The sequence below is a fragment of the Methylobacterium sp. 77 genome, assembly GCF_000372825.1.
Lineage (GTDB): Bacteria > Pseudomonadota > Alphaproteobacteria > Rhizobiales > Beijerinckiaceae > Methylobacterium.
Map to the genome: position 1 here is coordinate 1860521 of NZ_KB910516.1, position 17474 is coordinate 1877994.

A 17474-nucleotide genomic window follows, 5' to 3' on the forward strand; every position below is an offset into this window, starting at 1 on the left:
CAAGCTTCTCACGCCCCTTGCGTTCGGGGACCGGCCAGGCGATCACGCGGAAGCTTCAAGGATAGTAACGATGAAACGCATGGCGCCGCCCCCGACCGACTAATCCCGGAGAGCGATGCCGCGCGCGAAGCCTCCGCAATTGCGAGAGGCTAAAATGCCAAAGGTACATTTTACGGCCGACAGCCACGTTGGCCATCAAGCTCTCATCCTCAGCCCGAGGATGCAGACCCAGCGACCGTTCGCTTCGCTTCACGAGCACGACGAGACCCTGGTCGAACGTTGGAACGCCGTCGTCCACCCGGATGACACGGTCTGGCACCTGGGCGACTTCGCATACCGGTGCACCGAGACTTATGCGCTCGCGATTTTCCTACGCCTTAACGGTCGCAAGCTCCTGATCCGTGGCAACCACGAGCGGATCGGTGAACGCCTCCCCTGGGCCGAGCCCGTCCGGGACGTGGCGATGATCGCCCTGCCGGACCCGGCGGGCGTGATGCGCTCCATATGGCTGAGCCATTACCCTCATGTGAGCTACCCTCGCTCCCACCGGGGTGGCCTTCACCTGCATGGGCATTCCCATGGTTCGGTCCCGGGCACGGCGACGCGTGCCGATGTCGGCGTGGATTGCTGGGACTGGGCCCCGGTGACGTTGGACCGGATCCTGGCGCGCTTGGCGACGAACGGAGCGGGGTCATGACTGCCCCTGGCCTTCGCCTATGGGTGTTCTCGGACCTGCATCAGGACTGGAAGGAGAATGCTTGGGACCCTGCCGCGCATGCGCCGGCGGGTGGTTTCGACGTGGCCGTCGTGGCCGGTGACGTGCACATGCCCCTGGTTCGGGCGCTGGACTGGCTCGGCGACCACTTGTCCGGCGTGCCGGTGGTCTACGTGCCAGGCAATCACGATTTTTGGTGGGACCGGGGTGAGGAACGCTACACGATTCACGACCAGTTGACCCGGGGGCGTGAGCGGGCGGACGCGCTCGGCATCCATCTCCTGCTCGACGACGCGGTCATCATCGACGGCGTTCGGTTCGCCGGCGGTACCCTATGGACGGACTTCCGCCTGGGGTCGTTCAACCTGAACCACGGTATCCGGACCGCCCAGGGGCGTGGTGGGATGGTCGATTACCGCCGGATCCGCACGGGTCCGAGGTCGCGCAATCGCATCAAGCCCGAGGAGGTGCTTGCGATGCACCGGGTCACCCGTGGCTTTATCGAGAACACCCTGGCCGTCAGCCACCCCGGTCCCACGGTGGTGGTGACCCATCACGCCCCGCACCCGGCGAGCCTTCCACGGAGCGACGCGGACCTACGGTGGTGCGATGCTTCCGACCTGACTGACGTCATCCTGGACCAAGGACCGGACGTCTGGGTCCACGGTCATGTCCATTATGCCTCCGATTACCGGGTGGGCCGGACGCGGGTGGTCTGCAACGCAAGGGGGCATTCAGATGAGCGAACCAGGTTCAGACATGGGCTCGTTGTTGAGGTCGCCCATTACATTCCTTGACCAGCCCCCTCGACGGATCCCAGGACAGGCCACAGTAGCCTCTCAGTCGGCTCGGTCCAAAATAACGGTCAGGTCACGGCATTCCGGACCTAAAAAATTCCCGAACGGGATACGGGCCTTGCGTTAACCGGGAGGCGCGGGGGGGGCTGTATCAAGGTGACCCAAACGGCCTGTCGACCCGGGGGCGCCCAGGCATTTTGCCGCCAGCGACCCTCGGAATAGGTAATTTGCCGTCCGCCCAGGCGTTTTGCCGCCCGCCCGCCTCCCGACAGGCGTTTTGCCACCACCGCCCCGGCCGGGCCGTTAACGCTTGGGCTACATAAGGTCCACGTTCGCGCATCCCTCCGGGTCCTGGCACCGGCCGAGGCGGACCAGCCCAGTCGAGTAGCAGTACGCCCATCCCGCCGCCGCATCGAAAGCCTGGACGGTCGACGTCGTTAGGCCCGTCCCGTCGGGGAACTTGTCATGCCCGTAGACCGTCCCGGTGAGCACGGTGCCATCCGCGGACCGGTTGTCGGGCTGTATGATCCAGTCGTGAAACAGGGGACGGTCGCCGAGCTCAGTCAGGTCGAAGCGGCTGCCTGGGTACCGGTTTCGCTGTGCCATGCCCTGCCGTCCTCGTCGAAGAAAATTGAGGCGGCTGCCACGACGGGCCGACCGCATTCGTCAGTGAAATGACCGGCAAGGAACGGCCGGTAATAGAATCTGACGGCCCTCGCGGGGACGCCTGCATGCGGGACGAGGGTGCCCTTGATCCACGCGTGAACCTCGCGATTGCCGGTGGGGATAACCCGGGCCCGCGACCCTGGCCGGACGACCATCACGGCGTCGGCCAGGGTTACGGTTTGGGCGTGGGCGACGACGCGGCCGCGTTCACGGACGGACCAGCAGCCGCGGGTCAGATTCCGGTAGACGTCTGTCATCGCGCTTCAAGGCGATCCTCAGGGATCGGGATGAGGCGGCCGCATGCCACGACGGCCGCGTTGGCGGCGGCGAGGCCCTCAGACAAGGTGACCTGGCGTGTCGCGACACAGCGGGCCATATGTCCGACGTACTCATCAAGCACGACCCCGACGCGGTGATCGACCGTGCCGGCGAGGCGATGGGCTCGGATGGACGAGCGGAGGTAGTCCCAGACGGGGGCGTGCGTGGTCATCGTCACCCTCTTCAATGCCGGGCCGCGAGGGTCTCGCGACCGGCGAGGACGGTGTCGACGAGACGCTGGAGACGTCGGACGCTACCCCCACTCCAGTGCTCCGCGATGAGCCCGAGCTCGTCGCCGTCGAGGTCCGGGAGCCACGACGCATCCGTCCCCCTCTCGCGCCGGGCGTCCCCCACGATCCCCCGTGCGAGGGCAGGTAGGTCGGCAAGCGTGGGCTCGGGCATCTGGAAAACTCGGAAGCGGTCCAGCAGGGGCCGGGGCATGCCCCTAGTCCCGTTAGCCGTCGCCAGGAACGTGATGCCCGAGAGATCGGTCGCGCACTCCAGGTAGGGGTCCCTGTAGTCCTCGGCATGATCCAGCATGGGCAGGAGCCCGTCGAGGAGATTGCCGTTCGTCATGCTGGTGCCGGCCTTCTCGATCTCGTCGAGGACCACCGCCACCGTCGCGAGGCTCTCTTGCCGGATCGTCTGAAGCGGCACCGAGGCCCTGCCGGATGACCACTGCCGGGAGGTCCCGATGAACGAGGCGTCCGCCACACCCGAGCACGAGTAGACCGTGCTTGGGAGGCCCAGCGCGGTGGCCAGGCTGGTGGCCAGTCGCGTCTTGCCGGAGCCCGGGGGCCCGACGAGCAGGATGGGTGGAAGCCGGGCGAATGACCTACCGACGAGTTGGTTCAGGATGCGCTCGATGAGCGATGCCGCGTGCGGGTACTGATCGACGAGATCCCGACGCGCGGCCGCGAGATCGGGCACCGGCCGGCGCGGGAGAGTCACCCCCGCGATAGGCGCCCACTCCGCGCGGGGCGTGGTCCCGCCGCTGCTACGTGCGCCGTCCTTCGCGGACCCCGGCAGGTGCTCGACGCTGCGCACGACGAGGAGCCCGGCGCCCGCTGCCTCCGGCAGATCGTCCTCGTCTTGATCGCGGGGATCGAAGCCGGTGTCGTCCCGGACGGGGCCGCGCTTGACGTTGTTGGGCCACTCTACCTTCACGACCGACCGGGCAATGATCTGTAAGGCGGTCAAACCGTCCCCCTGGCGGCGGGCCGACCGGGGCTCGCGCCTGGGTGCCCACTGCTCTCCATCGCAGTACGCGGCGATGCTCATCATCTCGGCATGCGTTCGGAGGAGATTTCCCAGTCGTAGGTCGGTATGCCCGCCCGCCATGGCGATCTGCCAGACCCTGACGGCACACCGCAGGGCACAGACGTGGTCGCCCAAAAAAGCTTGGTAATAGACGCACCTCGTCGACCAATCGGCATACGTGTCGCGGTCGTTCTGCCCCAGCTTGAGGTCCTCCGAGGCATCGTCGCACACGCTCTCAGCATGCGAGAGCGACGAGAGCGACACGCGGCACGACGACAGCTTCTCAAGCGCGGCACGCACGGGGGGGGGCAGGTCCGGCAGGTCGAGCAGGATGCCGGTCGACCAGTGGATCGTATCCGCGAGCGGGTCGCAGTCGAGGAAATCCAGGCCCTGATCGAGCCAGTCTACGGACGGGGGATGATTGGGTGCGAACGGATCGCTGGCAGGCGCACGGGGGCGCGCACCCCGAGGGGGGGTCTTCGTCATGGCCGGGTTTCTCCAGACGCCCTGTCAGAGACAGGGCTTCAGGGTGCCAGCCATACACACGAATCGTTAACGGAGCGTTGCCTTGAGCGCGGCCGTCCGGGCCCGGGCCGCGGCCGTCTCCCCCTGCATCGTGGCGACCATCCCGAGCGCACGGTCGAGGATCTCCTCACAGCGCTGCCCGAGGGCCTCGCGACCCTGGGCGGAGAGCGGCCCTGGGCCGGTCTCGCCCATTCCATGGGAGATGACGTGCTCGTCCCAAAGGTACGCGACTGCTTGGAGCATATACCCGGTGGCCCTCGGGTGTGCGGTTGCGGCCGCCCGGCCGAGCATGTCCAGGAGGGGCGCCGGGAGACCATGGGAGATGAGGCGGCCGCGTGCCAGGGAGCGCACGTTTAGGCCCGAGGCCAGGCTCAGGGGCCCCACGAAATCAGGTCCGAAGACCCTTTTGGCCACTCGCTCGATCTCGGCGTGGAGGGCCTCCGAGATCTCCGCATGATCCACCGGCTGGCCATCGATCAGGGCCTGCCGGCCATCGTAGGACAGCAAAGGCCCCGCCGGGGGGGCGGCCCCCGCGAGGTTGGAGAGCGGCGAGCCCGAGACGTACCCGACGGCGTGCCCAACGGCGGGGGTCCCAGCCGGGACGGGGTAGAGCGTTATGCGCACGGGAGAAGGTCCTGGGTGGGGCCGGCCAGGTAGATCACGTCAACGCAGAACCGGCCGGGATGGTCATTCGCGACGGGCCACATGCCAAGGCGCTGCCCCCATGTGTACCCCCTGATGATGATGGTGGTGCCCCTCATGACGCCACCCGCTTCAGGCAACGCGGGCAGGTCGCAGGGACGCCTTCGACGTCGCCCCATCCGACGGAACGCCGGCCCGGCGTGGCACCGCACAGCGCGCTCCCGGCCCCGCCCATCGGGCCGCAGCCGTCCTCGGAGACGATATGGTACAGGCGGCCGCGGTCGCGCTCACCGCCGTTGCTCAGGCGTCCGAGCATCTGTGCCGAGCGCCACGCGGAGCCGTCGGGGAGGACATACCGGGGGGCGGCCGTGAGGAATGCCTGGCGCTCCTCGGCCTGGCGGACCTGCCTGGCTTTCTCCTCAGCCTGGTACTGGGCAGCGGCCGCAGCCCGTTCCTCCGGCGAGGGGCCGGGGCCGGCGCGCACCATCGCCACCATTCGGTCGATAATCAACATGTGGGGTTCCCTGCTGTACCGGGCAGCTTGTGGGCAAGCCGCTTCTGGTATTGTCCTATCTATACTGACAATCATTACTCTTCAAGGGTAGCGCGTCGTCAACGGCTAGTAGTGTCGGTGAGCGTCATGAGTCTGCGGATCATCCTGTCCTGGGCCGCGCCACGGCCGTCGCACCAGCCGTCGAAGGTAGACCGTGAGACCTGCAGGGCGTCGGCCGCGGCGTCGCGCCCGCCGCGTGTCTTGGCCCATGCCTTTAGACACTCCGACAGGGGGCGGGCGTCCTTTTCCCAGTCCGGTGCGGCCTTGGGCTTGGACGCCGGCGCGGGGGAGTACACTGCGCTTTTCGCATCGTATGCGTTAGCCCAAGGGTCAAGCCGGGGGTCGTCGGGACCGATGCGGCCCGCCCCGAGAGGCTTGTCGAACCGCGAGAACCACGTCGCGGCGTTCCCGTCGCCGGTCGCATCCCGGGGAGGCTTGAACACCGCGGCGACCGGTTGCCCGATGAGGTCCTCGCGCCCGAGCAGGAGGCGATAGGCGTCAATGGCTGCGTCGGGCGAGCCGTAGCTCGCCCTCTCCAGAAGCTCGCCGCCATCGTGTGCGCGTAGTCGGACCATCCAGGTCATGAGCGGATACTCTCCAGGATGTCTTTGACCATGTCGTTGGCGTTGCAGCGCTTGTTGCCGCTGTTGCAGAACCCGCCGTACGCCCAGAAGGCCTCGCCGGCATCCGTCTCGGTGTACGTGCCGTGTCCGGTTCCCTTGCGCAGGATGAAGAGTTTGATTGGACCCTTGCGGTCGTCAGACCACATGCCGCTCGTCTCCATCTTGATGTAGTCGCGGACCTGCGCGCCGTCGGGCGAGGTCCAGCGCTCGACGGAGACGATGGTGTAGAGGGCCTCACCACCCGCAAGCGCAAGGGAGGCGGTCTTGCCGACGAGGGCCTTGGCGAGGCCCTCGGTGGTGGTGAGGTCGGCCGGCGCGACGGCCTGGGCCTGCTGCTGCTGGACGGGCTGGGCGACCATGCGGGCCTCGGCCCAAGCCTGCCGGAACGCGGCGCCGAGCGCGGCACGGACGGCGGTGCCGGCGGAGGCCGCGGCTTCGCGGGCGATCCGCCAAGCATTCCTCAGGAGGGCGGAACGGTCGATTTTGGTGGTGGTCATCGGGTGGCTCCATCATCGGCCCGGATCGCCCCGGGAGGCCTCGGCTTGCGCCGGTGATCTAAATGTACCGCAATTTGCGGTAGTCGCAAGGCCTCCACGAGAGAATTCTTTACGCCCGATGAGGCCGTGTCGCGCGTCGTAAACCGCGATGGCGTTCTCGATGGGCCATCCGGACGGCCCGTCCGGTTTCCCTCTAGGCGAATCTGCGGGAGCTGCTTCGATCGTCTCTGAAGCGATCTCGCGAACGCGAGACAGGGACCCGGACCAGCATGCCCACAGAGATCGAGATCCGAGAGTTTGCCCGGCTGTATGCCGGCATGACACCCGAGCAAGTGGCGGCCCATGAAACGTGGGTCGCCAAGTACCGGCTGGAGATGGCCGAGGAGATTGCGCAGCGAGCGGTCGCGGCACAGGAGCGCCGTGACGCCCTCCGGGCAATGAGCGATGCCGACGTCGTCGAGCAGACCGTCAACGCTTACAGCGACGCCGACTTCGACCCGGCGCCCGCCCTGCAGGTCCTGCAGTATGCCGGGTTCATCCGCCGGCGAGATCTCCACGAGGCCGTCTCGCGTGTGAAGACCGTCATCAAGGAGTTCGATCTCGCGACCGCAGGGCATCATCTCTACGGCGTCCCCGGGATCCGCCATGACCTGTATCGGGTCCTCGATTTCCTGACCGGCGAGGACCACTCGGGCTGCACCCCGAACCCCGCTCCATTTCGGGGGGCCCAGTCATGAGGCGGTCCACAATCGACGAGATCGCCCTCGGGGCTGCTCGTGGGGTCGAGCGGATCATCGCAGAGGAGCACCCCGGCGGGGCCCCCCAGCGGCAGGCCAAGGTGCAGGTCATGTTCGCGGACTGGATCAGGCACGCCGTCCTCCGCGAGGTCAGGAATGACCGGCGCCGTGTTTCGAGGAGGTCCTCATGATCAGGTCCTCCTCGCCTCGCGACGGGTTCGACCTCTGGTTCCTGTTCATCGGCATCGCCATCGCCGCGGCCGTCCTGCTCACGATCCTGCAGGCCCTCTCGCAGGCAGCGGATCCCGCGTGGTCCAACCAAGGCGGCGTCCGGGTCTGGACGGACCCGGCGACCGGGTGCCGGTACACCCAAGCCGAGACTGGCATGCAGCCGCTCGTGGGACCGGACGGGCGCCCCGATTGCCTGAGGAGGCCGCAGTGAACGGTCGGGGCATGCAGAGCTACCGGGTCAAGGCAACCGACTGGCGCCGCATGCCCGGACAGGGGACCGTCGTCCTGATCAGGGCACCTTTCGACCGCCACGCCGTCGGCGACGTCATCACGATCTATACCGAGGGCGTTGGGGAAGATGCCGGTCGGGAGACCGCCGGGCACTGGAAGGTCACGGGCAAGGAGGGATCGGTCGGGTTCGCCATGAGCGCCCTGATAGTCCGGCTGGCGAAGCTTGAGGAGGTCCACTCGCCCGAGCCGGACCCGACGACCATGTCCGAGGCCGACCGTCTGAAGGAGGCGGCGCGCCAGATCTACGCCATCACCGGCCACCTGGCCGGGTGCATCGGTCTGGAACGGAACGGCGTCAACGAACTCCGGGACAAACTCTACCGCCTCAAGGCCACCATCGTCGGTATCGAGTTCGAACCTGATTGCGAACATCGCTGGGACTGGCCGGACGGCACCACTCGGCACGGGCGGCCGCCGGAAGGAGACAGGGCATGATCGAGCGCATGATGAACCCGACCATCACCCTCACCCGCAAGCACTTCGCGACCGAGGAGGACTGGCAGCGCGCCATCCGCGAGGGAGGCACCTTCACGCTCGCCGGCGGCATCAGGGTTCACCTCACCCTGGGCGAGGAGATGGACCTCGATGACGACTGGGGCGTGAACCTTGGCGAGCCAGTCGCGAAAGTTTCCATCTCTGGCAGCCATGACGTGGAGGTGACCACCTACACCGAGGAGGTCACCTTCCATCCCGATGGCAGCTATTCGCGGAGGCTGGGATGACCGAGTCTGACGAAGTCATGCAGCAGACCTGGTGCTGCCTCACGTGCTCCGCGAAGTTCCGGTGGGGGGAGGTCCGGATGGCGGCGGGCGGCCTGCACTGCCCGCGATGCGATGCCGTCTCGCTCCACCCGGCCGGGGGCGAGGTCCGGGTGCTCGATGGGTACGACGGCGAGATCGGGACCCTGAACTGATGGCCCGCCCCGAACGTGTAAAACGATTCCCAAATCGCGTTTGTGGAATCGTTTTACACGTTCGGGGCGGCCCAAAGCGAAAGGGCCCGGGTTCTTCGATCAAGGCAGGAGCGCTGCACGAGCCTCGGCCACCAGGGCGTTCCACCGCTCGACCTCCGGGCGGACCGGATCACCGGCGCTACGGGGCGTCCATCCCACGCGGCCGCGCCGGACGATGCCCCTGGCACCACAATCCGTGCAGCGCACGAACCGGGAAAGGCTGCCAACGGCGATGAGGTCGTGAACCGGATCAGGGTGGCGGTCGTAGAGGCGGGCCGGGGTGTGGGTGCAGCGGGGCATGGCGATCTCTTTCGATCACCATCATTCGTGCGAGCGGGTCCGAGTTCGACAAGGAAACTTGCGCCCGATACCGATTCGTCTGCGGTATCCATGCGGTATCCACCGCCCAGGCAAACAGCCACTGGATACCGCGCCCCTGCCCTATCGGGCTGAGGTTGCTAGTCTTTTCGGGAAGGGGGGAGTGGAGCGGGTACCGGGAATCGAACCCGGGTATTCAGCTTGGAAGGCTGCTGCTCTACCATTGAGCTACACCCGCATAAGGCGCCCGATAGCATGTCGACGCGACATTGAGAAGAAGAACCCTTCTTCTATCGTCGGATCCTGCCGGTCGGAATGGATTGGTGGGGGAAGTAGGACTCGAACCTACGAAGCTTACGCAGCGGATTTACAGTCCGCCCCCTTTGCCGCTCGGGACATTCCCCCAAACCACCGCCTCTCGGCAGCGCGCCGGCCCTTATGGTGAGGGCTCGCGCGGGTGTCAACAGACTGTGCGCATGCAGCCGCGCAAAGTTCACGGCAAAGTTCAGGGGATTGCGAGATCGCCGATGCGAAGCTGAACCCGTTCGCCGCCGCGCCAGGTATCGATGGCGAGCGTTCCCGCCACGTGGAACTCCTGCCCGATCCCGCCGAGCAGGGCCTGTCCCAGCGGCCCTTGCACGGACCGGAAGGCGATGGCGCCGATGGCCTGGCCATCGCGGCTTCTGAAGCGCGCACGCACATGGCCGTTGCCCACGATCCCCGCATCGACCAGCCGGTGATGCGGTAGGGCGAAGACCGGTTCCGGAGCTCCGGCGCCGAACGGTCCGGCGCGCTGGACGAGGCGGACGACGTCCGCGGTGGCGCCGCCCGCGCTCACCGTACCGTCGATGAGAAACGCTTCCACCGCTCTCGCCTCGGTGACGGCCGAGGCGAGGTCCGCAGCCAGGAAGTCCGCGAAGTGCGTCACGTCGTGGCTCGGCAGTGTCGCGCCGGCGGCCATGGCATGCCCTCCTCCCTTCACGAGGAGACCGGAAGTCACCGCTTGGCGCACCGCATGGCCGAGGTCGACCCCTGCGACCGAGCGGCCGGACCCGGTGGCAGTCCCATCCGGGCGCAGTGCGAAGGCGAAGGCCGGCCGGCCGAAACGCTCCTTCAGCCGCGCTGCCACCAGCCCGACCACGCCCGGATGCCAATCGACGGAGGCCGCCACCAGGACGGGTCTGTCCGGATCGAAACTGAGCCCGTGGTCCATCTCGGCCTCGGCTTCGGCCACCGCCTGTGCTTCGATGCCCTGACGCTCGCGGTTGAGAAGGTCGAGTTCGGTGGCGATGCGATTGGCCTCCGCTGGATCGGCGCTGGTGAGCAGGGCGGCGCCGAGGCCCGCATGGCCGATCCGGCCCCCTGCATTGATCCGCGGGCCGAGCAGATAACCGAGATGCCAGGATTCCGGCGGCTCGCTCAGGGAGGCCGCATCGAAGAGGGCGGCCAGCCCGATCCTGCCCCGACCGCGCATCACCTTCAGTCCTTGGACCACGAAGGCGCGATTGAGCCCGGTGAGCGGCACCACGTCGGCGACCGTCGCCAGGGCCACGAGATCGAGGGCTTCAGCGAGATCCGGTAGATCTTTCGGCCCTTCCCGCCTCAACCGGCGATTCAGGGCGACGAGCGTGAGGAAGACGATTCCCGCAGCACAGAGATGGCCGAGCCCCGAGACATCGTCGAGCCGGTTGGGGTTCACCAGCGCCCTCACGGCCGGCAGCACCTCCGGTGCGCCGTGGTGGTCGAGGACGATCACATCGAGGCCGAGCGACGCTGCGGCGGCCAGGGGCTCGTGGCCGGACGTTCCGCAATCGACGCATACGAGCAGGCTCGCTCCCCCCTCCGCCAAAGCCGTGACCGCGGCCACGTTGGGGCCGTAGCCCTCCGTGATTCGGTCCGGAATATGGATCTGAACATCGAGGCCGAGAGCCCGCAGATGGCAGGCGACCAGGGCAGCGCTCGCGGCGCCGTCGACGTCGTAATCGCCGAAGACCGCCACGCGCTCGCCGGTCTCAACGGCATGGGCGAGCCGTTCGGCGGCGGCGTCCATGTCCACCAGGCTGGACGGGTCCGGCATCAGGTCGCGCAGGCGCGGTTCGAGATAGGCCGCTGCCTCATCCGGGCGGATGCCGCGCGAGGCGAGGACGCGAGACAGGAGATCGGGAAGGCCGTGCGCCTGGACCATCGTCGCGGCATAGGCCTGGGCCGCCGCGTCGTTGCCGCGGTCGTGCCAGGGCCGCCCTAAGATGGAACGCGTAACGCCAAGGAAGGCGCGGGACGGAGCGAGGGCTGAGGCTGCTGACACGGTTGCCAGTCTACCCGCCTTGCGCCGGCGAGCGCCACTGCGTTACGCGTTAGGCCTTGGACCGACGAGAGCGAACATCGCGCCTTGCGGATCGAGGGCATGGAGGATCCATGCGCCGCCGGGCACCTGATGGGGACCCGCGATGATCTGTCCGCCGCGAGCGGTGACCCGTGGTCCTGCCGCGTCGATATCCCCGACATTGACGTAATAGAGCCAGAACGGTGCCGGTACCTGCGTGTTCGTCATCATGCCACCGGTATGAACGCCATCGCACCCTCCATCGGGGCCAGTGACGCCGAAGAGCTGGTAAGTCCCCATGGGGCCCATATCCACCGCGTCGGTCTTCACCCAGCCAAAGAGGGACGCGTAGAAGGCAAAGGCCGCCTCCCAATCGCGCGCGTGCAGTTCGTGCCAGCCGAAATGTCCGGGCGTCCCGGGCGTGGGCGCCGGGGGTGGCGTGCCATCGCCACGGAACAGCACGAACACCGCACCCTGCGGGTCGGCGGCGACGCAGAAGCGGCCGATCCCCGGAATATCATCCGGTGCCCTATGGATCGTGCCCCCGCCCTCGCGCACCTGCGCCGAGGCGGCGTCGACATCCGCCACAGCGATATAGCCCATCCAGGAGGGTCGAGCGCCCATGGCCCGGACCTCGTCGGGCAGGGTCATCATCCCGCCGACCGGCGCCGCTCCGGAACTCGCCAGGGAGTATTCGATGCCGGGCATGCCGGAATCCGCAATGCTCCAGCCGGTGACGTGGCTATAGAACTCCCGCGCGGCAGCTAGGTCTGTGGTCATCAGTTCGTACCAGATAAAACGGCCGGTCTGAGTCATCGTCACACTCCCTCTGTTGGATTCACGCTGCCGGACGCATCTGGTTTACACCAAAGGCGGTCACTTTCGAGATGACCTTCCATAACTGTAATCATCGCTTGGGCCCGCACATTGAGCGGGCGGCGCAGACGCGGCGGTTATACGCGGTGATACGCTCGGCTGATCCGACTGACGGGCCGTCCTCGCTTTCGGAACGAAGAAGGGGCCGGCGTGAGATGCGCCGGCCCCTTCTTCATGAGGTATCGTGAGGAGCCAGGCCCCACGCGGTTCAGAGGTTCTTGACGATCGAGTCCACGACCTTCTTCGCGTCGCCGAACAGCATCATCGTGTTGTCTCGGAAGAAGACCTCATTCTCCACACCGGCATAACCGGAACCCATCCCGCGCTTGATGAACAGCACGGTCTTTGCCTTCTCCACGTCAAGGATCGGCATGCCGTAGATTGGCGAGGCCTTGTCGGTCTTGGCGGCTGGGTTGGTGACGTCGTTGGCGCCGATGACGAAGGCAACATCCGCCTGCGGGAAATCGCCGTTGATGTCCTCGAGTTCGAACACCTCGTCGTAAGGAACGTTGGCTTCCGCAAGCAGCACGTTCATGTGGCCGGGCATGCGGCCGGCAACCGGGTGGATGGCGTATTTCACGTCGACGCCTTCCTTCTTGAGCATGTCCACCATCTCGCGGAGCGAATGCTGGGCCTGCGCCACCGCCATGCCGTAACCCGGCACGATGATGATGCGTTCGGCGTTCTTCATGATGTAGGCGGCATCGTCCGCGGAGCCCTGCTTGACGGGGCGCGTCTCGACGGCGCCGCCACCAGCGGCCGCTGCGGAATCACCGCCGAAGCCGCCGAGGATGACCGATATGAAGGATCGGTTCATGGCCTTGCACATGATGTAGGACAGGATGGCGCCCGAGGAGCCGACCAGCGCGCCGGTCATGATCAGGGCGAGGTTGCCCAGAGTGAAGCCGATACCGGCCGCTGCCCAACCCGAGTACGAGTTCAGCATCGACACGACGACGGGCATGTCGGCGCCACCGATCGGGATGATGAGAAGCCCGCCGAGCACGAAGGACAGCATCACGATCAGCCAGAAGACCACCTTGCTCTCGGTGCCGATGAAGACCGCGATCAGGCCGACCAGAGCGATGGCCAGTGCGATGTTGATCGCATGTCGCTGAGGCAACATGATCGGCTTGCCGGACATGCGTCCGTCGAGCTTTGCGAAGGCGATGACCGAACCGGTGAAGGTGATCGCGCCGATCGCGACGCCCAGCGCCATCTCGAACAGCGATTCCTTATGGATATGGCCGTTCTCGAGGATGCCCACCGCCTGCGGCGCGTAGAGCGTACCCGCGGCTCCTGCCACGGCGGCGAGGCCGACCAGGGAGTGGAAGGCCGCCACGAGCTGCGGCATGGCCGTCATCGGCACCCGCTTGGCGATGACCGCACCGGCACCACCGCCGATGGCGAGGCCGAGGATGACGATGATCCAGGCGCCGAAACCGGCCGGAGGATGGCCGATCAGGGTTGTCAGGACCGCGAGGCCCATGCCGACCATGCCGTACAGGTTGCCCTGCCGCGATGTGGTCGGGTGCGAGAGCCCCCGTAGCGCCATGATGAACAGGACGCCGGAGACGATATAGAGAAGGGCGGAGATGTTCTGGGACATCGTCTCAGGCCTTCTTCTTGTACATGGCGAGCATGCGCTGTGTGACGAGGAACCCGCCGAAGATATTGACGCTGGCGAGCACGATGCCCACGAAGCCGAAGAAGCGCGCCCAACCGGTGCCCTTTTCGATCAGCGGTACGCCGGCAGCCAAGAGAGCGCCGACGATGATGACGGACGAGATTGCGTTGGTGACCGACATCAGGGGGGTGTGGAGCGCCGGGGTCACCGACCACACGACGTAATAGCCGACGAAGATCGCGAGGACGAAGATCGCGAGCTGGAAGACGGTGGGGTCGACCGCGCCGTGGGTGGCGGCGGCGATGCCATGGCTGATGCCCTGGCTGAGGCTATCGGCGATGCTTTGCGCCTGGTCGGCGGAAGCACGGGCGGCAGCGGCGGCAGCGCGCGCCTGCTCGGCGGCCTGATCGGGGGGAAGGGTGGCCATCTGTCTCTCCGCCGGGGTCAGGCTGCTTTGGGCTGGAAGGCGGGGTGGACCACTTGTCCGTCCCGGGTGAGGTTCGTCGCCTTCACGAGCTCGTCATCCCACTTGATGGCGAGTGTCTTGGCCTCCTTGTCGATCAAGGTCTCGACGAAGGCGAACAGGTTGCGGGCGTAGAGACTGGACGCAGTGGCTGCGAGGCGGCCCGCCACGTTCACGTGACCGACGATCTTGACGCCGTTCTCCGTCGTGACGATCTCACCGGCCTTGGCACCAGCGACGTTGCCGCCGCGCTCGACAGCGAGATCGATGAGCACCGAGCCGGGCTTCATCGAAGCGACCATGGATTCCGAAACCAGCTTCGGAGCCGGTCTGCCGGGAATCAGTGCGGTCGTGATGACGATGTCCTGCTTGGCGATGTGCGTCGCCACGAGCTCGGCCTGCTTCTTCTGGTATTCCGCTGACATTTCCTTGGCGTAGCCGCCAGAGGTCTCAGCCTGCTTGAACTCGTCGTCCTCGACCGCCACGAACTTGGCGCCGAGGGATTCGACCTGCTCCTTGGTCGCCGGACGTACGTCGGTCGCGGTCACTACCGAGCCCATCCGGCGGGCTGTCGCGATCGCCTGGAGACCGGCAACGCCGACGCCCATGATGAAGACGCGGGCTGCGGGCACGGTGCCGGCGGCCGTCATCATCATCGGCATGGCACGGCCATACTCGGCGGCACCGTCGACAACGGCGCGGTAGCCGGCGAGGTTGGCCTGAGATGAGAGCACGTCCATCACCTGAGCGCGGGTGATGCGCGGCATCAGTTCCATCGAGAAGGCACTGACGCCGGCATCCGCCATGGCCTTCAGTGCGGTCTCGTTACCGTAGGGATCCATGATGGCGACGACGGTAGCGCCGCTCTTCAGAAGCTTCAGCTCGGCATCATTCGGGCGCCTGACCTTCAGGATGAGATCAGCATCCTTCGCGGCTTCTTCGGCCGTCGCGGCGACGGTCGCACCCACGGCCTCGTATTCAGCATCCGGAACACCGGCCTTGAGGCCAGCGCCAGATTGGACCGTGACGTCAACGCCGAGGCCCTTGAATTTCTTGATCGTGTCAGGCACCGCCGCGACCCGCGGCTCTGCGGGATCCGACTCTGTCAGTACAGCGATGCGCATTCAAAGACCCCCTTCGGCAATCGTGCTCGATTGCCGTAGCTTAGCAGGAATATAGAGCCCGGACCACTGGTATACCAGCGGTCCGCGGCTACGTCACGCGAAGAAGAGGTACAGCGCCAGAAGGATGCCGACCACGAACGGCGCCTTCCAACCGATGGCCGGTGCGAGTGCCCCGACAGTCCCGGCGACACCCGACAAGAGGACGCCGAAGATCGCAGTGAGCCAAGCCTCACGGATGCCGCCGACAGCCAAGGCGAGCACCCAGCAGATCACCACACCCGTGCCGATCTCAACGAACCGGACGAAGCCGCGATAGGTCTGCTCGTGGGTCTTCTCGTCCATAGCCGGACTGTAATGCACGCCGGTCACGCTCTTCGCATCAGCCATCTTGCGCTCGTCCCCTTGGTCATCATCTTGATTGGTTCCAAGCGGATTTAGCGCATGCCTCGATCCCTCGCAATCGAGATACCGACTCGCGAAAATATAGAAAGCCGGTTTTATCCCAGGTAATGACAGTCCCTCTCACCTTGTCATGCGACGGAGGGACAAATTCCGGATCAAGCCGGAGAGGGCAGACCCGCCGCCGCAAGCGCCACACTCTGTCGCTCAGTCAGCCTTTCAAGGGAGAAGCGTTCGATCTCCGCCTCGAACAACCGGTGATAATTCAGCTCCGAACGCAGGTGCAGGAACACGGCACCGAGCCCGACAGCCGCCCGGTCCATGAAGACAAATTCCTGGGGAACGGTCACGGGACCGCGCTGCTTCAGGGCTTGGTGGACTTCGAATGCTTGACGCCGACCGTACTCGCCGGGCTTCACGCCGTCCGCGACGGTCCTCGTGCGATCCTCCAAGATTGGGCCGTAGATGAACCGCGCCCAGATATTGAGAACTTCGATCAAGTCCTTGTTCAGGTTCTTGAACCCCCAGACTTCGTAAGCGTGGACGATCCGGGCATGATCGTTCTCGAGGAGGCCGCGATAGAGATCGACCACTCCACCGACGAAACGCGGGTGGAAGATGCGGACACAGCCGTAATCGAGAAGGTTGATCCCCTGCGCTTCTCCTTTCTCGGAGAAGACGGTGTAGTTGCCGAGATGCGGATCACCATGAATCACGGCGGCGCGGCTGAAGGGATGCCACCACGCCTTGAACATCGCCCGCGCCAGGCGATTGCGAATCTCGATCGGCTGATCCGCGAAATCGAGGATCCTGTCGCCGTCGAGCCAGCCGAGAGTGAGGAGGCGCTTCGTCGAGAGATCCTTGTGGATCGCCGGTACCCTCACTTCGGCGATGTCCTGGAGCACCGCCCCGTAGAGGTTGGCATGCTTCGCCTCGCGCTCGTAATCGAGCTCCTCCCGCACGCGGGCGCCAATTTCCTTGGCGATTTCACGGGTGTCGAGCCAGGAACTCAGGCGACGGTGGAGGGCGAAAGCTATCTCCAACTGCTTCAGATCGGCTTCCACGGCCGACTGCATGTCGGGATACTGGAGCTTGCAGGCGAAAGACGTGCCGTCCAGACCGGTTGCGCGATGAACCTGACCGAGAGAGGCCGCTGCCGCAGGCTTGAGATCGAAGCTTCCGAAGCGCTTCTGCCAGTCGCTCCCGAGTTCGGCCATCAGCCGGCGCTTGACGAAGGCTGCCCCCATCGGCGGCGCATCGGCCTGAAGCTTCTGAAGTTCGGTAGCATATTCGGGTGGCAGCAGGTCCGGCACGGTAGCGAGGAGTTGCGCCACCTTCATGATCGGCCCCTTCAAGCCACCGAGTGCCTGGGCCAGGGCTGCCGCATTGGTCGGGGTCTCGCCCTTTCCAAAAAATTTTGCGCTGGCCATGCGCGCGGCGACGCCGCCGACATTGGCTCCGACTCGAGCATAGCGGCTGGCCCGCGCCGAGAAGCGGTTGGCTTCGCTGTCGTGATCGGCCATCGGGTCCATTCTGC

Annotated in this window: 22 protein-coding genes and 2 tRNA genes; 7 read left to right on the forward strand and 17 right to left on the reverse strand. The window is 66.1% G+C overall.

All coding sequences use genetic code 11. The features are described 5' to 3' along the window. Window positions 1-154 precede the first annotated feature (154 nt). Together A3OK_RS0108820 and A3OK_RS0108825 are read left to right on the forward strand one after the other, a co-directional pair. A complete protein-coding gene (locus A3OK_RS0108820) occupies window positions 155-697 on the forward strand; it encodes a metallophosphoesterase (RefSeq protein WP_018044323.1) in 543 nt (180 codons plus the stop codon). Next, window positions 694-1512 carry a metallophosphoesterase gene (locus A3OK_RS0108825; RefSeq protein WP_018044324.1) on the forward strand — a complete coding sequence of 273 codons (819 nt, stop codon included), beginning with the start codon at window positions 694-696 and terminating at the stop codon, window positions 1510-1512. The genes A3OK_RS0108820 and A3OK_RS0108825 overlap by 4 nt, the downstream gene beginning before the upstream one ends. A gap of 563 nt (window positions 1513-2075) precedes the next feature. Here A3OK_RS0108825 and A3OK_RS23545 read toward each other — a convergent pair. The 7 genes from A3OK_RS23545 to A3OK_RS0108870 all read right to left on the reverse strand — a co-directional run bounded on the left by A3OK_RS23545 (window position 2076) and on the right by A3OK_RS0108870 (window position 6596). Continuing rightward, entirely contained in the window at window positions 2076-2435 is a 360-nt protein-coding gene (locus A3OK_RS23545; RefSeq protein WP_051439878.1) for a hypothetical protein, read from the reverse strand. Next, entirely contained in the window at window positions 2432-2668 is a 237-nt protein-coding gene (locus A3OK_RS0108840; RefSeq protein ID WP_238206018.1) for a hypothetical protein, read from the reverse strand. The genes A3OK_RS23545 and A3OK_RS0108840 overlap by 4 nt, the downstream gene beginning before the upstream one ends. Window positions 2669-2679: 11 nt before the next feature. After that, window positions 2680-4242, reverse strand: a complete 1563-nt coding sequence (locus A3OK_RS0108845) for an AAA family ATPase (RefSeq protein ID WP_019904521.1) — start codon at window positions 4240-4242, stop codon at window positions 2680-2682. Window positions 4243-4308: 66 nt separating this feature from the next. Continuing rightward, window positions 4309-4788, reverse strand: a complete 480-nt coding sequence (locus A3OK_RS0108850) for a hypothetical protein (protein WP_238206017.1) — start codon at window positions 4786-4788, stop codon at window positions 4309-4311. Window positions 4789-5038: 250 nt separating this feature from the next. Then, window positions 5039-5437 carry a hypothetical protein gene (locus A3OK_RS0108860; RefSeq protein ID WP_018044330.1) on the reverse strand — a complete coding sequence of 133 codons (399 nt, stop codon included), beginning with the start codon at window positions 5435-5437 and terminating at the stop codon, window positions 5039-5041. A gap of 98 nt (window positions 5438-5535) precedes the next feature. Then, window positions 5536-6060: a hypothetical protein gene (locus tag A3OK_RS0108865; protein ID WP_018044331.1), complete on the reverse strand. Its 525-nt coding sequence runs from the start codon at window positions 6058-6060 to the stop codon at window positions 5536-5538. Continuing rightward, window positions 6057-6596: a hypothetical protein gene (locus A3OK_RS0108870; RefSeq protein WP_018044332.1), complete on the reverse strand. Its 540-nt coding sequence runs from the start codon at window positions 6594-6596 to the stop codon at window positions 6057-6059. Before A3OK_RS0108870 ends, A3OK_RS0108865 begins: the two co-directional genes overlap by 4 nt. Before the next feature lie 269 nt (window positions 6597-6865). Here A3OK_RS0108870 and A3OK_RS0108875 point away from each other — a divergent pair, with 269 nt between their 5' ends. The 5 genes from A3OK_RS0108875 (at window position 6866) to A3OK_RS0108900 (ending at window position 8768) form a co-directional block, all read left to right on the forward strand. Then, window positions 6866-7333, forward strand: a complete 468-nt coding sequence (locus A3OK_RS0108875; RefSeq protein ID WP_018044333.1) for a hypothetical protein — start codon at window positions 6866-6868, stop codon at window positions 7331-7333. A 187-nt stretch (window positions 7334-7520) separates the two neighbouring features. Beyond that, complete coding sequence (locus tag A3OK_RS0108885; protein ID WP_019904522.1) at window positions 7521-7775, forward strand: hypothetical protein; 255 nt, start codon at window positions 7521-7523, stop codon at window positions 7773-7775. Beyond that, window positions 7772-8290 (forward strand): hypothetical protein, encoded by a 519-nt coding sequence (locus A3OK_RS0108890; protein ID WP_238206015.1) that lies wholly within the window; start codon window positions 7772-7774, stop codon window positions 8288-8290. Before A3OK_RS0108885 ends, A3OK_RS0108890 begins: the two co-directional genes overlap by 4 nt. Further along, window positions 8287-8577 carry a hypothetical protein gene (locus tag A3OK_RS0108895; RefSeq protein ID WP_018044337.1) on the forward strand — a complete coding sequence of 97 codons (291 nt, stop codon included), beginning with the start codon at window positions 8287-8289 and terminating at the stop codon, window positions 8575-8577. Before A3OK_RS0108890 ends, A3OK_RS0108895 begins: the two co-directional genes overlap by 4 nt. Further along, window positions 8574-8768: a hypothetical protein gene (locus A3OK_RS0108900; protein WP_018044338.1), complete on the forward strand. Its 195-nt coding sequence runs from the start codon at window positions 8574-8576 to the stop codon at window positions 8766-8768. The genes A3OK_RS0108895 and A3OK_RS0108900 overlap by 4 nt, the downstream gene beginning before the upstream one ends. 99 nt (window positions 8769-8867) lie before the next feature. Here A3OK_RS0108900 and A3OK_RS23950 read toward each other — a convergent pair whose 3' ends face one another. The 10 genes from A3OK_RS23950 to A3OK_RS0108950 all read right to left on the reverse strand — a co-directional run bounded on the left by A3OK_RS23950 (window position 8868) and on the right by A3OK_RS0108950 (window position 17460). Then, the gene (locus A3OK_RS23950; protein WP_018044339.1) at window positions 8868-9107 is read right to left on the reverse strand and encodes a hypothetical protein; all 240 of its coding nucleotides are present in this window, start codon (window positions 9105-9107) and stop codon (window positions 8868-8870) included. Between the two features lie 182 nt (window positions 9108-9289). Next, window positions 9290-9363: transfer RNA gene (locus A3OK_RS0108910), tRNA-Gly, on the reverse strand. Between the two features lie 83 nt (window positions 9364-9446). Next, window positions 9447-9530, reverse strand: a tRNA-Tyr gene (locus tag A3OK_RS0108915). A gap of 100 nt (window positions 9531-9630) precedes the next feature. Continuing rightward, on the reverse strand, window positions 9631-11430 hold the full coding sequence (recJ, locus tag A3OK_RS0108920; RefSeq protein WP_026597060.1) for a single-stranded-DNA-specific exonuclease RecJ: 1800 nt from the start codon (window positions 11428-11430) through the stop codon (window positions 9631-9633). 42 nt (window positions 11431-11472) lie between these two features. After that, window positions 11473-12264 (reverse strand): VOC family protein, encoded by a 792-nt coding sequence (locus tag A3OK_RS0108925; protein ID WP_036302208.1) that lies wholly within the window; start codon window positions 12262-12264, stop codon window positions 11473-11475. A 268-nt stretch (window positions 12265-12532) separates the two neighbouring features. Further along, window positions 12533-13933: an NAD(P)(+) transhydrogenase (Re/Si-specific) subunit beta gene (locus tag A3OK_RS0108930; protein WP_019904525.1), complete on the reverse strand. Its 1401-nt coding sequence runs from the start codon at window positions 13931-13933 to the stop codon at window positions 12533-12535. Window positions 13934-13937: 4 nt separating this feature from the next. Further along, window positions 13938-14378, reverse strand: a complete 441-nt coding sequence (locus tag A3OK_RS0108935) for a proton-translocating transhydrogenase family protein (RefSeq protein WP_019904526.1) — start codon at window positions 14376-14378, stop codon at window positions 13938-13940. 17 nt (window positions 14379-14395) lie between these two features. Continuing rightward, window positions 14396-15538, reverse strand: a complete 1143-nt coding sequence (locus A3OK_RS0108940; protein ID WP_019904527.1) for a Re/Si-specific NAD(P)(+) transhydrogenase subunit alpha — start codon at window positions 15536-15538, stop codon at window positions 14396-14398. A gap of 93 nt (window positions 15539-15631) precedes the next feature. Further along, window positions 15632-15925 carry an aa3-type cytochrome c oxidase subunit IV gene (locus A3OK_RS0108945; protein ID WP_019904528.1) on the reverse strand — a complete coding sequence of 98 codons (294 nt, stop codon included), beginning with the start codon at window positions 15923-15925 and terminating at the stop codon, window positions 15632-15634. Window positions 15926-16095: 170 nt separating this feature from the next. Beyond that, on the reverse strand, window positions 16096-17460 hold the full coding sequence (locus A3OK_RS0108950; RefSeq protein ID WP_026597062.1) for an AarF/ABC1/UbiB kinase family protein: 1365 nt from the start codon (window positions 17458-17460) through the stop codon (window positions 16096-16098). Window positions 17461-17474: the final 14 nt, after the last annotated feature.

Excerpts from the sequence above, each read along its gene's own strand:
- A3OK_RS0108825 (WP_018044324.1), top strand. The coding sequence starts at position 694 with ATGACTGCCCCTGGCCTTCGCCTATGGGTGTTCTCGGACCTGCATCAG.
- A3OK_RS0108865 (WP_018044331.1), bottom strand. The coding sequence starts at position 6,060 with ATGACCTGGATGGTCCGACTACGCGCACACGATGGCGGCGAGCTTCTG.
- A3OK_RS0108950 (WP_026597062.1), bottom strand. The coding sequence starts at position 17,460 with ATGGCCGATCACGACAGCGAAGCCAACCGCTTCTCGGCGCGGGCCAGC.
- A3OK_RS0108875 (WP_018044333.1), top strand. The coding sequence starts at position 6,866 with ATGCCCACAGAGATCGAGATCCGAGAGTTTGCCCGGCTGTATGCCGGC.
- A3OK_RS0108900 (WP_018044338.1), top strand. The coding sequence starts at position 8,574 with ATGACCGAGTCTGACGAAGTCATGCAGCAGACCTGGTGCTGCCTCACG.
- A3OK_RS0108820 (WP_018044323.1), top strand. The coding sequence starts at position 155 with ATGCCAAAGGTACATTTTACGGCCGACAGCCACGTTGGCCATCAAGCT.
- A3OK_RS0108870 (WP_018044332.1), bottom strand. The coding sequence starts at position 6,596 with ATGACCACCACCAAAATCGACCGTTCCGCCCTCCTGAGGAATGCTTGG.
- A3OK_RS0108860 (WP_018044330.1), bottom strand. The coding sequence starts at position 5,437 with ATGTTGATTATCGACCGAATGGTGGCGATGGTGCGCGCCGGCCCCGGC.
- A3OK_RS0108940 (WP_019904527.1), bottom strand. The coding sequence starts at position 15,538 with ATGCGCATCGCTGTACTGACAGAGTCGGATCCCGCAGAGCCGCGGGTC.
- A3OK_RS23950 (WP_018044339.1), bottom strand. The coding sequence starts at position 9,107 with ATGCCCCGCTGCACCCACACCCCGGCCCGCCTCTACGACCGCCACCCT.
- A3OK_RS0108945 (WP_019904528.1), bottom strand. The coding sequence starts at position 15,925 with ATGGCTGATGCGAAGAGCGTGACCGGCGTGCATTACAGTCCGGCTATG.
- A3OK_RS0108885 (WP_019904522.1), top strand. The coding sequence starts at position 7,521 with ATGATCAGGTCCTCCTCGCCTCGCGACGGGTTCGACCTCTGGTTCCTG.
- A3OK_RS0108840 (WP_238206018.1), bottom strand. The coding sequence starts at position 2,668 with ATGACCACGCACGCCCCCGTCTGGGACTACCTCCGCTCGTCCATCCGA.
- A3OK_RS0108935 (WP_019904526.1), bottom strand. The coding sequence starts at position 14,378 with ATGGCCACCCTTCCCCCCGATCAGGCCGCCGAGCAGGCGCGCGCTGCC.
- A3OK_RS0108925 (WP_036302208.1), bottom strand. The coding sequence starts at position 12,264 with ATGACTCAGACCGGCCGTTTTATCTGGTACGAACTGATGACCACAGAC.
- A3OK_RS0108930 (WP_019904525.1), bottom strand. The coding sequence starts at position 13,933 with ATGTCCCAGAACATCTCCGCCCTTCTCTATATCGTCTCCGGCGTCCTG.
- A3OK_RS0108845 (WP_019904521.1), bottom strand. The coding sequence starts at position 4,242 with ATGACGAAGACCCCCCCTCGGGGTGCGCGCCCCCGTGCGCCTGCCAGC.
- A3OK_RS23545 (WP_051439878.1), bottom strand. The coding sequence starts at position 2,435 with ATGACAGACGTCTACCGGAATCTGACCCGCGGCTGCTGGTCCGTCCGT.
- A3OK_RS0108895 (WP_018044337.1), top strand. The coding sequence starts at position 8,287 with ATGATCGAGCGCATGATGAACCCGACCATCACCCTCACCCGCAAGCAC.